11 protein-coding genes are annotated in these 12,230 nt (G+C 72.1%); 6 read left to right on the forward strand and 5 right to left on the reverse strand.

Features of this window, described 5'->3' with window-relative positions:
• Positions 1 to 2: 2 nt before the first annotated feature.
• Positions 3 to 650: a papain-like cysteine protease family protein gene (locus tag AC061S_RS05415; protein ID WP_478684674.1), complete on the reverse strand. Its 648-nt coding sequence runs from the start codon at positions 648 to 650 to the stop codon at positions 3 to 5.
• A 239-nt stretch (positions 651 to 889) separates the two neighbouring features.
• Here AC061S_RS05415 and AC061S_RS05420 point away from each other — a divergent pair, with 239 nt between their 5' ends.
• Positions 890 to 1,963: a hypothetical protein gene (locus AC061S_RS05420; RefSeq protein WP_478684675.1), complete on the forward strand. Its 1,074-nt coding sequence runs from the start codon at positions 890 to 892 to the stop codon at positions 1,961 to 1,963.
• Positions 1,964 to 1,987: 24 nt separating this feature from the next.
• Here AC061S_RS05420 and AC061S_RS05425 read toward each other — a convergent pair whose 3' ends face one another.
• Positions 1,988 to 2,419 carry a Rieske (2Fe-2S) protein gene (locus AC061S_RS05425; RefSeq protein ID WP_478684676.1) on the reverse strand — a complete coding sequence of 144 codons (432 nt, stop codon included), beginning with the start codon at positions 2,417 to 2,419 and terminating at the stop codon, positions 1,988 to 1,990.
• 115 nt (positions 2,420 to 2,534) lie between these two features.
• Between AC061S_RS05425 and AC061S_RS05430 the strand changes: the two genes are divergently transcribed.
• Positions 2,535 to 3,434, forward strand: a complete 900-nt coding sequence (locus AC061S_RS05430; RefSeq protein WP_478684677.1) for a carbohydrate kinase family protein — start codon at positions 2,535 to 2,537, stop codon at positions 3,432 to 3,434.
• Here the strand turns inward: AC061S_RS05430 and AC061S_RS05435 are convergent.
• Entirely contained in the window at positions 3,409 to 4,014 is a 606-nt protein-coding gene (locus AC061S_RS05435; protein ID WP_478684678.1) for a TetR/AcrR family transcriptional regulator, read from the reverse strand. The two genes, AC061S_RS05430 and AC061S_RS05435, sit on opposite strands and share 26 nt — an antisense overlap.
• A gap of 98 nt (positions 4,015 to 4,112) precedes the next feature.
• Here AC061S_RS05435 and AC061S_RS05440 point away from each other — a divergent pair, with 98 nt between their 5' ends.
• Positions 4,113 to 4,763 (forward strand): NAD(P)-dependent oxidoreductase, encoded by a 651-nt coding sequence (locus AC061S_RS05440; protein ID WP_478684679.1) that lies wholly within the window; start codon positions 4,113 to 4,115, stop codon positions 4,761 to 4,763.
• Positions 4,764 to 4,939: 176 nt separating this feature from the next.
• On the opposite strand, the gene uvrA is transcribed toward AC061S_RS05440, so the two are convergent.
• Positions 4,940 to 7,906 (reverse strand): excinuclease ABC subunit UvrA, encoded by a 2,967-nt coding sequence (gene uvrA / locus AC061S_RS05445; protein ID WP_478684680.1) that lies wholly within the window; start codon positions 7,904 to 7,906, stop codon positions 4,940 to 4,942.
• A gap of 176 nt (positions 7,907 to 8,082) precedes the next feature.
• Here uvrA and AC061S_RS05450 point away from each other — a divergent pair, with 176 nt between their 5' ends.
• The 3 genes from AC061S_RS05450 (at position 8,083) to AC061S_RS05460 (ending at position 10,973) form a co-directional block, all read left to right on the forward strand.
• Entirely contained in the window at positions 8,083 to 8,772 is a 690-nt protein-coding gene (locus AC061S_RS05450) for a maleylpyruvate isomerase family mycothiol-dependent enzyme (RefSeq protein ID WP_478684681.1), read from the forward strand.
• Between the two features lie 9 nt (positions 8,773 to 8,781).
• A complete protein-coding gene (locus AC061S_RS05455) occupies positions 8,782 to 9,438 on the forward strand; it encodes an MBL fold metallo-hydrolase (protein WP_478684682.1) in 657 nt (218 codons plus the stop codon).
• Positions 9,439 to 9,656: 218 nt separating this feature from the next.
• A complete protein-coding gene (locus AC061S_RS05460; protein ID WP_478684773.1) occupies positions 9,657 to 10,973 on the forward strand; it encodes an MFS transporter in 1,317 nt (438 codons plus the stop codon).
• Positions 10,974 to 10,992: 19 nt separating this feature from the next.
• On the opposite strand, the gene AC061S_RS05465 is transcribed toward AC061S_RS05460, so the two are convergent.
• Complete coding sequence (locus tag AC061S_RS05465) at positions 10,993 to 12,222, reverse strand: serine hydrolase domain-containing protein (RefSeq protein WP_478684683.1); 1,230 nt, start codon at positions 12,220 to 12,222, stop codon at positions 10,993 to 10,995.
• Positions 12,223 to 12,230 lie beyond the last annotated feature (8 nt).

A 12,230-nucleotide genomic window follows, 5' to 3' on the forward strand; every position in this document is an offset into this window, starting at 1 on the left:
GGTCACGCCCCGATCCGGTAGAGCGAGTGGGTCCAGGAGAAGGTGCTGTTGTCCACGTACCAGGCGTGGGAGGCCCAGTTGTAGCGGTCGCTGGAGGGCCACGGGTCTCCCCAGTACACCCAGCTGTTCGCGGTGTCGTAGCCGTAGATCACGTGCATGTGGCCACCGCCGTTGGACCACTGTATACGGGTCTCGATCGGGCGGTTGGCGTTGATCTCGGTCTGGACGGTGGAGTACTGGAGCCAGCCGTTCACGTAGGAGCCGGCGTTGATGCCGGCCCAGCGCAGGCCGGTCTGCACGTTGCCGAGGGTGGCCTGGTTGTTGGGGCAGTCGTAGCCCTGCTGGCGGTTGAAGGCGGCGTTGCAGAACTGGTTCTGGGTGTAGGTGCGGCCGAACCAGGTGGCGATGGTGTTGCCGCCGGCGGCCCAGCACCAGTTGGTCTTCTGCTGGGCCTGCATGGTGATGTTCAGCCGCTTGTACGCCAGTGCCGCGCTCTCGGCGGGTGCGGCGGCGGAGGTGGCGGTCGTGGTGGCGGTCGTGGTGCCCGTACCGGCGGCGTCATCGGCGGCGGTGGCGGCAGCGGTGGGCAGGGCGAGGAGCAGGGCGGTGGTGAAGGCGGCGAGGGTGAGCCGCCGGTTTCTGTTGCGCATCGCGTTCCTCCCGAGGTGGGGAGTGGGGGTGGAGGAGCGCGTCCGGACGCTGTGGAGGAGCATCAGGGTGTTGTCGGGAACAGGTCAACACGCTTCAATACGGCGTGACATCGCGGTGTGAACGGTGGGGCCAGAGTGTGAACGTCCGCCGTCACCCCACCTGGACCCACCGGGGCCAAGGGCGTCACCCGCCGGACCGCCCGCACCCCGTCGCGTGAACGTTCACAGGAGGAGCCGCCATGCGGTCGAGCGCGAACGGCACCCTCTCGGACAGCACCCCTGCGGCCGGCTCCCCACGGTCCGGCTCCCCACGGTCCGGCCCCGATCCGGCCGGCCCCGATCCGGCCGGCCCCCATCCGGCCGGTCCCGCTCCGGACCATGCCCGCGCGGAGGCCGCCCGGGACCTGCCGCACCTGCTGCGCGACGGCCCCTTCCACCTCGCGCTCCGCGCCGCCCTCACCGCCCGCGGACTGCCCCTGCACCGGGTGCAGCACCGGCTCGCCGCCCGCGGCATCAAGCTCGGGGTGACCAGCCTCAGTTACTGGCAGCAGGGCGCCCGGCGGCCGCGCCGCCCCGAGTCCCTGAAGGCCGTACGGGCCCTGGAGCAGATCCTGGAACTGCCCGAGGGCGCCCTGCTGCGGCTGCTGGCCGCGCCGGATCCCGCCGCGCCCGGCACGGCCCGGCCGCCCGCGCGTTCGTACCGGGCGCTGTTCAGCGTGGGCGCGGCCGTGGAGGAGCTGCTGGCCGGCATGGAGCTGCCCGCCGACGGCGGCCTGCACACCGTCGGGCACCACGAGCGGGTGCGGATCGGGCCCGCCGGGGAGCTGCTCGGCCGCGAATCGCAGCACGTCGTACGGGCCCACCGCGACGGGGTCGACCGGTACATCGCGGTCCACCACGGCGATCCGGGCTGCGATCCGGAGCGGATCCGGGTCCGGGCCGACGAGAACTGCCGGACCGGGCGCGTCCGCCGCCACCCCGAAGCGGAGCTGGTCGTCGCCGAGCTGCTCTTCGACGCCCGGTTACGCGCCGGGGACACCCACGTCTTCGGCTACGGCTTCGAGGACGGCACCGCCGGCCGCAGCACCGAGTACGTGCGCGGCTTCAGCTACACGGGCGGGCAGTACGTGCTCCAGGTCCGCTTCGACGAGGCGGCGCTGCCGGTGCGCTGCCGCCGCTTCACGCGCAGCGGGCCGGACGCTCCGCGCGGGCGGCTCGCGGACCTGAATCCGAGCGGGCCGCACCGGGCCGTGCACCTGGTGGAGCAGGGGGTGCGGCGCGGGATCCTGGGGATCGGCTGGGACTGGGAGTGAGCGACCGCGCGGGCGCGGCGCCGGTCAGCCCGCGATGAGCTTGCCGGCCTCGACCTTCACCGGGACCTCCGGCAGCGGGTCGGTGGCCGGGCCGCGCAGCACCTTGCCCGTGGTCACGTCGAAGCGGCTGCCGTGGCAGGGGCAGTTGCCCTCACCCTCGACAATCTTGTCCAGGACGCAGCCGGAGTGGGTGCACTGAGCGCTGAAGGCCTTGTACCGGCCCGCCTCCGCGCAGCTGACCACGAGCTTCTTCTCCCGGAACAGCTTCGCGCCGCCGACCGGCACCTCGGCCTCCGCGCCCAGCTCGACGGGCTCGGCGGGGACCGCCGGGGAGCCGTAGCCGCTGTTGGTCTCGGTGGAGCAGGCCGTGAGCGCAACACCGCCGCCGACGGCTCCGACGATCGCGGCGGCGCCCTTGAGGACGGTACGGCGGGCGGCGGACTGCGAGGCGGACATGCGGTTCTCCCGGAGTGAGGATGGCGTGAGGATGGGGCGGGGCCGACATCGCCCGGGCCGGGCCCGGGCGGGCCCACCCGACGATACCCGCGCCCGATGGGATACCTTCCCCCGCGTGATCGTCGTCGGTGGAGAAGCCCTGATCGACCTGGTGCCCGTCGCACAGCCGCCGGGCGCCCTGCTGCCGCGGCCGGGCGGTGGACCGTACAACACGGCGGTCGCGCTGGGCCGGCTCGGCGTGCGGACCGCTTTCTGCTCCCGGATCTCGACGGACGGCTTCGGCGTCTCGCTGCTCGACGGGCTGCGCGCGGCCGGCGTGGACCTCTCCCTGGTCCAGCGCGGGCCGGAGCCGACCACGCTGGCGGTGCCCTCGCTGGCCCCGGACGGCTCGGCGGCGTACGGCTTCTACGTCGAGGGCACGGCCGACCGGCTGTTCCGGCTGCCGCCCGCGCTCCCCGAGGGGGTACGGGCCCTCGCGCTCGGCACCTGCTCGCTGGTGCTGGAGCCGGGGGCCAGTGCGTACGAGACCCTGCTGCGCCGGGAGTCCGGGCGCGGGCTGCTGACCCTGCTCGACCCCAACATCCGCCCGGCGCTGATCGCCGACCCGGCGGCCTACCGGGCCCGCTTTCTGTCCTGGCTGCCGCACGTCGGCGTGCTGAAGCTGTCGGAGGAGGACGCGGCGTGGCTGGGCGGCCGCCCCGGCGACTGGCTGGCGGCCGGGCCCGCGGCGGTGGTGCTCACCCGTGGCGCCGGCGGCCTGACGGTGTGGACGCGGGAGGGAGCGGAGCATTCGGTGCCCGCACGCCGGGTCCCGGTGGTGGACACCATCGGCGCGGGCGACACCGTGAACGCGGCCCTGCTGCAGCGGCTCGCGGCCGGTGCGGGCGGCCCGGGCCCGGTGGACTGGCCCGAGGTGCTGTCCTACGCCGCCGCGGCGGCCGCGCTGACGTGCACTCGTGCGGGCGCGGAGCCTCCGTACGCCTCCGAGCTCAGCGGAGCGCGGCCCACACCGTAGCGGCCACCGCGGGGGCGAACTCCTCTACCGGCCCGACCGTGTCGGGCCCGGAGAAGTGCAGGAAGAAGGCCCGCTGGAAGCAGGCGCCGAGCAGCAGCGCGGAGGCGGCCGCCGGGTCGGCGTCGGGGCGCAGCCGGCCCCGTTCGAGCTCGCGGAACAGATGGCCGGTGAGGGCTTCCAGCACCACGTGCGGACCCGCGCCGATGCTCCGTACGCCCTCGCGGTGGCGGGCGAGCAGGACGGGATCGGCGAAGAGCGAGCCGGCCATGGGCATGGCTTCGGCGTAGAAGAGCGAGGCGTACCGGGCGATCTCGGTCAGCCGCTCCTCGACCGGCTGGTCCCCCGGGTCGGTGGTCAGCGCCGCCATCATCGCGCCGGCGTTGGGGCGGCGCTCCATCAGCACGCGGACGAACAGCTCTTCTTTGTTCGCGAAGTACTTGTAGAGCGCGGCCTCCGAGCAGCCGGCCTCACGGGCGATGGCCTTCGTGGTGGCGTTGGCCAGACCGGTGGTGCGCATCAGGGTTTCGGCCGCATCGAGCAGGCGTTCCGGGGTGGACCGGCTTGACTTTGGGGTGAGCATTCACTCACCATAACGGAAGCGGGGGTGAGTGAGCACTCACCCACCCTCGTCTCGGTCATGCGTCACACGTCATGCGTCACGTGAATGTGGGAGCCAGGATGAAACTCACGGTGTTCGGAGCCACGGGCGGGGTCGGCCACGAGGTGGTCCGGCAGGCACTCGAAGCGGGTCACGAGGTGACGGCGGTCGTCCGCGACCCGGCGCGGCTGAACGTACCGGCGCACGATCGGCTGCGCGTGGCGGTGGTACGGGACCTGTCCGACGAGGACGCGCTCGTCCCGGTGCTGGAGGGACAGGAGGCGGTGGTCTCCGCGGTCGGCCCGACGAGCAACAAACAGGCCAGGCTCACGCCGGTGGCGGGTCCGGCCCTGCGGTCGATCGTCTCCGCGATGGACCGGGCGGGGGTGATCCGCCTGTCGGCGGTCAGTGCGGCGCCGGTGGGTCCGCTCGCACCGGAGGACGGGGCGCTCACCCGGGTCGTGGTCTATCCGCTGCTGCGCAGGGCGCTGCGGGACGTGTACGCGGACCTCGCGGTCATGGAGGCGGCGATCGCCGCGAGCCGTACGCAGTGGACGGTGATCCGGCCGCCGCGGCTGCTGAACCGGCCGTTCACGGGGACGTACCGGCGGGCGGTCGACGCCAACGTTCCGGGCGGCAAGGTGATCGCCCGCGCGGACGTCGCGGACGCCCTCCTCACCACCCTGTCCGACCCCTCTACGTCGGGCCACGCCATCGGCGTCGCCGCGTAGCCCTCGGCCGGGGGCTGCCGCTGCGCGGTCGGAGTCCCCTACCCTCCCCCAGACTGCGTCCGGGGGACCCCCGGTTCCACCGTTCCCCGGGGCTACGCCCCGGACCCCCGCGCCTCAAACGCCGGCGGGGCTGGATGTGGCCGGCATCGGCGCAAATCCAGCCCCGTCGGGGAGGGCTACGCCTTGCGGGCGCGCGTGGCCTTCTTCGCGGGGGCCGGGGCCGCCGCCTTCTTCCGCGCGGCCGCCTTCTTCACCGGCCGGGCCGGCTCGGAGGCCGCGTCGGAGATGCGGTCCGCGCCCAGGATGTCCCGCAGGAACTTGCCCGTGTGGCTCGCGCCCACCGAGGCGACCTGTTCCGGCGTGCCCTCGGCGACGACGAGGCCGCCTCCGTACCCGCCTTCGGGACCCATGTCCACGACCCAGTCGGCGGTCTTGACGACATCGAGGTTGTGCTCGATGACGATCACCGTGTTGCCCTTGTCCACCAGCCCCGACAGCACCTTGATCAGCTTCGAGATGTCCTCGAAGTGCAGGCCCGTCGTCGGCTCGTCCAGGACGTACACCGTCCGCCCCGTCGACCGCTTCTGGAGCTCCGAGGCCAGCTTCACGCGCTGCGCCTCGCCGCCCGAGAGCGTCGGCGCCGACTGGCCGAGGCGGACGTACCCGAGCCCCACCTCGTTCAGCGTCTTCAGGTGCCGCGAGATCGTCGGGACCGCCTCGAAGAACTCCGAGGCCTCCTCGATCGGCATGTTCAGGACCTCGGCGATGGACTTGCCCTTGTAGTGGACCTCCAGGGTCTCCCGGTTGTACCGGTCGCCGTGGCAGACCTCGCACGGGACGTACACGTCCGGCAGGAAGTTCATCTCGATCTTGATCGTGCCGTCGCCGGAGCAGTTCTCGCAGCGGCCGCCCTTCACGTTGAAGGAGAAGCGGCCCGGCAGATAGCCGCGCACCTTCGCCTCCATCGTCTCCGCGAAGAGCTTGCGGACGTGGTCGAAGACACCGGTGTACGTGGCCGGGTTGGACCGCGGGGTCCGGCCGATCGGCGACTGGTCCACGTGCACGACCTTGTCGACGAGGTCGTCGCCGTCCACCCGCGTGTGCCGTCCCGGCACCGAACGCGCGCCGTTGAGCTCGCGGGCGAGGTGCGTGTACAGGATGTCGTTGACCAGCGTCGACTTGCCGGAGCCCGATACGCCCGTCACCGCCGTGAGCACGCCCAGCGGGAAGGACACGTCGATGTCCCGCAGGTTGTTCTCCTTGGCGCCGTGGACCGTGAGCTTGCGCAACGGGTCCACGGGACGGCGTACGTCGGGGAGCGCGATGGACCGCTTGCCGGACAGGTACTGGCCGGTGATCGACTCGGGGTTCTTCAGCAGCTCCTTCAGCGAGCCGCTGTGCACGACCTTGCCGCCGTGCTCGCCGGCGCCCGGGCCGATGTCCACGACCCAGTCGGCCACCTTGATGGTGTCCTCGTCGTGCTCGACGACGATGAGGGTGTTGCCCATGTCCCGCAGCCGGACGAGGGTCTCGATCAGCCGGTGGTTGTCCCGCTGGTGCAGGCCGATGGACGGTTCGTCCAGGACGTACAGCACGCCCACCAGGCCGGAGCCGATCTGCGTGGCGAGGCGGATGCGCTGGGCCTCGCCGCCCGAGAGGGTGCCGGCGGCGCGGTTGAGCGAGAGGTAGTCCAGGCCGACGTCGACGAGGAAGCGGAGCCGCTCGTTGACCTCCTTGAGGACCCGCTCGGCGATCTTCTTGTCGCGGGCGTCGAGCTTCAGCCGCCCGAGGAAGTCCGCGCACTCGCTGATCGACATCGCGGCGACGTCCGCGATCGAGCGGTCCATCACCGTCACCGCGAGCACGATCGGCTTGAGCCGGGTGCCCTGGCAGGTGGGACACGGCACCTCGCGCATGTAGCCCTCGAAGCGCTCGCGGCTCGCGTCGCTCTCGGACTCCGAGTGGCGCCGCTTCACGAACGGCACCGCGCCCTCGAAGGCCGTGGTGTAGGCCCGCTCGCGCCCGTACCGGTTGCGGTAGCGGACCTCGATCTGCGTCTTGTGGCCGTACAGCAGGGCCTTCTTCGCCCGCAGCGGCAGCCCGGCCCAGGCGATGTCGGTGCGGAAGCCGAGCTCCGCGGCGAGGGCGCCGACCAGCCGCTGGAAGTAGTCCTTGGTGTGGCCGAGCGACCACGGCGAGACCGCGCCCTCGTCCAGGGACTTGTCCTCGTCCGGGACGATCAGCTCCGGGTCCACCTCCATGCGCGTACCGATGCCGGTGCACTCGGGGCAGGCGCCGAAGGGCGAGTTGAAGGAGAAGGAGCGCGGCTCCAGCTCCTCGAAGGACAGGTCGTCGTACGGGCAGTAGAGGTGCTCGGAGTACATCCGCTCACGCTCGGGGTCGTCCTCAGCGAGGTCGACGAAGTCCAGGATCACCATGCCGCCCGACAGCCCGAGGGCGGTCTCCACGGAGTCCGTCAGCCGGCGCTTGGCGGTGTCCTTGACGGTGAGGCGGTCGATGACCACCTCGATGGTGTGCTTCTCCTGCTTCTTCAGCGTGGGCGGCTCGGAGAGCTGGATCGTCTCCCCGTCCACCCGGGCCCGGCTGTAGCCCTTGGTCTGGAGGTCGGCGAAGAGGTCGACGAACTCGCCCTTGCGCTCGCGCACCAGCGGCGAGAGCACCTGGAAGCGGCTGCCCTCGGGCAGCGCGAGCACCTTGTCGACGATCGCCTGCGGCGACTGCCGCGAGATCGGCCGGCGGCACTCGGGGCAGTGGGGCTTGCCGATGCGCGCGAAGAGCAGGCGGAGGTAGTCGTAGACCTCGGTGATGGTGCCGACGGTGGAGCGCGGGTTGCGCGAGGTGGACTTCTGGTCGATGGAGACGGCCGGGGAGAGGCCCTCGATGAAGTCGACGTCGGGCTTGTCCATCTGCCCGAGGAACTGGCGGGCGTACGAGGAGAGCGACTCGACGTAGCGGCGCTGGCCCTCGGCGAAGATCGTGTCGAAGGCCAGGGAGGACTTGCCCGACCCGGAGAGTCCGGTGAAGACGATGAGCGAGTCGCGCGGCAGGTCAAGAGAAACGTTCTTGAGGTTGTGCTCGCGAGCGCCACGAACGATGAGACGGTCGGTCACGCCGGTCCGCACCTTTCTTGAGAGAGCGGGGGCACTGGCCCCCGTCCCAAGGGTATTGGGGGGCGCCTCTGCGGTGGAGTGGGAGACTGGACTCCGAGCGTATAGCACGTGCATTCGATTTCCGGCACTCCGCAGCCCTCTTCACCCGATCGTGTGGCGAGGGCCCCTCGACCACTAGGCTCGGCCGCATGATGGATCATGCGCACGATCTGCGCTCCGTACGTGAGGCCACCGATCGGCTGCTGACCGCGGCCGCGAAGCTGGACAACGCGTCCCTGGCCGAAGAGTCACACCTCCCCGGCTGGAGCCGCGGCCACGTCCTGGCGCATCTCGCCCGGAACGCGGACGCCCTGGTCGAGGTCTTCGAGGGCCGCCCGATGTACGAGAGCGCCACCTCCCGGGAGTCCGACATCGAGCGTGATGCGAGGCGTCCTCTGCTGGAACAGCTCGAAGACGTCCGGAATTCCGCGGACCGCTGGCAGGCCGTCGCCGAACGCCCGCAGGACTGGACCCGCACCGTGGAACTGCGCAACGGGGTCACCGACACGGCAGCCCGGGTGCCCTTCCGGCGCCTGATCGAGGTCGAGCTGCACCACGTCGACCTCGACATCGGCTACGAGCTCTCCGACCTCCCCGCCGAGTTCACCGGCCGGGAGATCGAGTTCCTCGCGGATCGCTGGTCGGGCCGCCCGGAGGTGCCTCCCACCGCCCTGTCCGCCACCGACGGGCGCCACTGGCGGACCGGCTCCGAAGGCGACCCGGCCGTCACCGTCACCGGCACCGCCGCCGCGCTCCTGGGCTGGCTGGCCGGCCGCGGGGACAAGGGAGCCTCGCTGTCCGCCGAGGGCGGCCCCCTGCCGGCCCTCCCTCCGCTCTAGGATCGGTTCATGACGTACAGCGGAGCGGTCAAGGTCGGCGGTCCGGCCGACGTGCACGAACTCTCGGACCTGATGATTTCCAAGGTCGCGGTGGGCCCGATGAACAACAACGCCTACCTGTTGCGCTGCCGGGCCACCGACGAGCAGCTGCTGATCGACGCGGCCGCGGAGCCGCAGACCCTGATCGGCCTCATCGGCGGCGGCGGCATCGCCTCCGTGGTCACCACCCACCAGCACGGCGACCACTGGGGCGCACTGGCGGACGTGGTCAAGGCGACCGGCGCGCGGACGTACGCGGGCCGCTACGACGCGGAGGGCATCCCGGTCCCGACCGACGTGCCCGTCGAGGACGGGGACACGATCACGGTCGGACGGGTCACGCTGACCGCCCGCCACCTGGTCGGCCACACCCCCGGCTCGATCGCGCTGGTCTACGACGACCCGCACGGCCACCCGCACGTGTTCACCGGCGACTGCCTCTTCCCGGGCGGCGTCGGCAACACCTGGGGCGACCCGAAGGCCTTCGCCCAGCTCGTCGACGACGTGGAGCACAAGCTCTTCGACCAGCTGCCCGACGAGACCTGGGTCTACCCCGGCCACGGCAACGACACCACCCTCGGCAACGAGCGCCCCCACCTGGCCGAATGGCGCGAGCGCGGCTGGTAGCGGGCGGCGGAGAGGTCACCGGCCCGTCAACCTCGCGCCGGACCGCACTCCCTTCCGGTCATTGATGGCCGAACGCACGTCCTGAGGGGGCGGGGCAGGGTAATTGCTGCACCATGCAACAGGACCACCCCTCCCCCGCCCCCCTCCCCCAGTCCAAGGCCGTCCCGGCCGCCGCCGACCCGTCCCCTTCCTCCCCCTCGTCCCCCTCGTCCCCCTCGATGCTCCGGCTCGCCTCGGCCTCCCTCGTCGGCACCGCCATCGAGTTCTACGACTTCTTCGTCTACGGCACCGCCGCCGCCCTGGTGCTCGGCCCGCTCTTCTTCCCCTCCTTCTCCCCGCTCGCCGGGACCCTCGCCGCCTTCGGCACCTTCGGCGTCGGCTTCCTCGCCCGCCCGCTCGGCTCCGCCGTCTTCGGCCACATCGGCGACCGGTACGGCCGCCGCCCGGTCCTGCTCGCCTCCCTCCTGCTCACCGGCCTGGCCACGGTGGCGGTGGGCTGCGTGCCCTCGTACGCCTCCATCGGGATGGCCGCGCCGATCCTGCTGGTCCTGCTGCGCTTCCTCCAGGGCCTCGGCCTCGGCGGGGAGTGGGGCGGCGCGGTCCTGCTGACCTCGGAGCACGCCCCCGAGGGGCGGCGCGGGCTGTGGTCGAGCTTCCCGCAGATGGGTCCGGCGGTGGGGTTCCTGCTGGCCAACGGCCTGATGCTGACCCTGTCGAGCACGCTGTCCGACGGGCAGTTCGCCGCCTGGGGCTGGCGGGTGCCGTTCTGGGTGGCGGGACTGCTGGCCCTGACCGGGCTGTGGCTGCGCCGCTCGGTGGAGGAGACCCCGCAGTTCCGCGCGCTGGCCGAGACCGGCCACCGGGCCGACGCCCCGCTCGCCGAGGTCCTACGGGGCCACTGGCGCCTGCTCCTGCTCACCGGCGGGGCCCTGGCCGTGGGCTACGCCGTCTTCTACGCGGTCACCACCTGGTCCCTCGCGTACGCCACCGAGCACCTCGGCGTGCACCGCTCCGTGATGCTGGCCTGCATCATGGTGGCCGTCGCCCTGAAGGGCCTGGCCACCCCGGTGATCGCGGTGCTCGGCGACCGCTACGGCCGGCGCCCGCTCTGCCTGGCGGGCTGCGCCCTGTCCGCGCTGTGGATGTTCCCCTTCATCGCGCTGCTGCGCACCGCGGACCCGCTGCTGATGACGCTGGGCCTGCTCGGCGCCCTGCTGGGCATGGTGACGATGTTCGCGGTGGTGGGCGCGTACCTGCCCGAGCTGTACGCCCCGCGGATCCGCTGCACGGGCGCGGCCGTCGGCTACAACCTCGGCGGGGTGCTGGGCGGTGCGCTGACCCCGATCGTGGCCACCGCCCTGGCGGACGGCTCCGGCCCGCCGTGGGCCGTAGCCGTGTACCTGACGGCGATCGCCCTGGTCTCGCTGGCCTGTTTCGCGCTGCTGCCGGAGACCAACCCGGTGGTCGTGCGGCAGCGGACGGGCTCGGACGCGGACACGGAGAAGGGGGCGGCCGAAGCGGCCGCCCCCGTGTAGCCGCGGGGCTCGGATCCGGTCAGTCCTTCTGGGGCTCGGTCGGCTTGTGTCCCGGGTACACGTGGTCGGGGGTCACGATGCTGGTGACGGCCTCCCCGAAGAGGGTGCTGGGCTCCTGGCCCTCGTACAGGTCATCGGTGTTCAGGACGACGACCATGGTCGCCTGCTCCTCCGGCAGGTAGACGGTCAGCGTCTCGTACCCGGGCAGCGAGCCGTTGTGGCCGATCCAGCCCTGGACGTTGAAGATGCCGAGCCCGTAGCCCGCGCCGGGGATGATGCCGATCGGCTGGGTCTTCAGCCGCTCGGCCTGGGTCGCGGGGGTCAGCAGGGTGCCGGTGGCGAGGGTCTTCGCCCAGCTGCGCAGGTCCTCCAGGTCGGAGACCATCGCTCCGGCGGCCCAGGCCCAGGACGGGTCGAAGTCGGTCGCGTCCACGATCTTCCCGCCGGGCAGGTCGTTGGTGTAGCCGTGCGCGTGCGGCTCGGGGAACTCCGTCCCGACCGCGAAGAGCGTGCGGCTGCTCAGCCCGGCGGGCTTCACCACGTCCTGCCCGATGACGTCCTGGATCGGCCGGCCGGTGATCTTCTCCACCAGCAGGCCGAGCAGGATCAGGTTGGTGTTGGAGTACTCGAACTTCGCGCCCGGCTCGAAGTTCACCGGGTGCTTGAAGGAGATGTCGAGCAGCTGCTGCGGCGTGAAGGTGGAGGTGCCGGTGAGGTCCTTGTCGAACCCCGGGTCCTCGCTGTAGTTGAAGAGCCCGCTGCGCATGCCCGCGAGTTCGCGCAGGGTGATGCGGTCCCCGTTCGGGACGCCGCTGATGTACTTGCCGATCGGGTCGTCCAGCGCGAGCTTGCCCTGGTCGACCAGCTGGAGGAGGGCGGTGACCGTGAACGTCTTGGTCTCGCTGCCGATCCGGACCCCGAGGCCGGGCGTCATGGGCGCGCCGGTCGCCGTGTCGGCCACGCCGAAGGACTTCACGTAGCTGCCCTTGCCGGGGGCCCACAGGCCCACCGTCACGCCCGGCACCTTGGCCTGCTCCATGACCTGGCGCACGGCCGCGTCCAGTCGTGCCGCGACGGCCGGGGTGAGCTGCGGGAACTCCGTGTCGCCGTCCGGGGAAGGAGCGGCGGACACGGACCGCTCCGGGGCGGCGGCCCCGTACGCGGTGCCCGCGACGACCGGGACCAAGAGTGCGCCTGCGGCCGAGACGGCCACGCAGGCCCTGCGCATGCGCATACGGGTCGGCCTCATCGCAGGGC

This window comes from Streptomyces sp. CA189, assembly GCF_056428985.1.

Coding starts and splice junctions, on each gene's coding strand:
- AC061S_RS05455 (WP_478684682.1), top strand. CDS start 8,782: ATGACGTACAGCGGAGCGGTCAAGGTCGGCGGTCCGGCCGACGTGCAC.
- AC061S_RS05440 (WP_478684679.1), top strand. CDS start 4,113: ATGAAACTCACGGTGTTCGGAGCCACGGGCGGGGTCGGCCACGAGGTG.
- AC061S_RS05460 (WP_478684773.1), top strand. CDS start 9,657: ATGCTCCGGCTCGCCTCGGCCTCCCTCGTCGGCACCGCCATCGAGTTC.
- AC061S_RS05425 (WP_478684676.1), bottom strand. CDS start 2,419: ATGTCCGCCTCGCAGTCCGCCGCCCGCCGTACCGTCCTCAAGGGCGCC.
- AC061S_RS05435 (WP_478684678.1), bottom strand. CDS start 4,014: ATGCTCACCCCAAAGTCAAGCCGGTCCACCCCGGAACGCCTGCTCGAT.
- AC061S_RS05420 (WP_478684675.1), top strand. CDS start 890: ATGCGGTCGAGCGCGAACGGCACCCTCTCGGACAGCACCCCTGCGGCC.
- AC061S_RS05465 (WP_478684683.1), bottom strand. CDS start 12,222: ATGAGGCCGACCCGTATGCGCATGCGCAGGGCCTGCGTGGCCGTCTCG.
- AC061S_RS05450 (WP_478684681.1), top strand. CDS start 8,083: ATGATGGATCATGCGCACGATCTGCGCTCCGTACGTGAGGCCACCGAT.
- AC061S_RS05415 (WP_478684674.1), bottom strand. CDS start 650: ATGCGCAACAGAAACCGGCGGCTCACCCTCGCCGCCTTCACCACCGCC.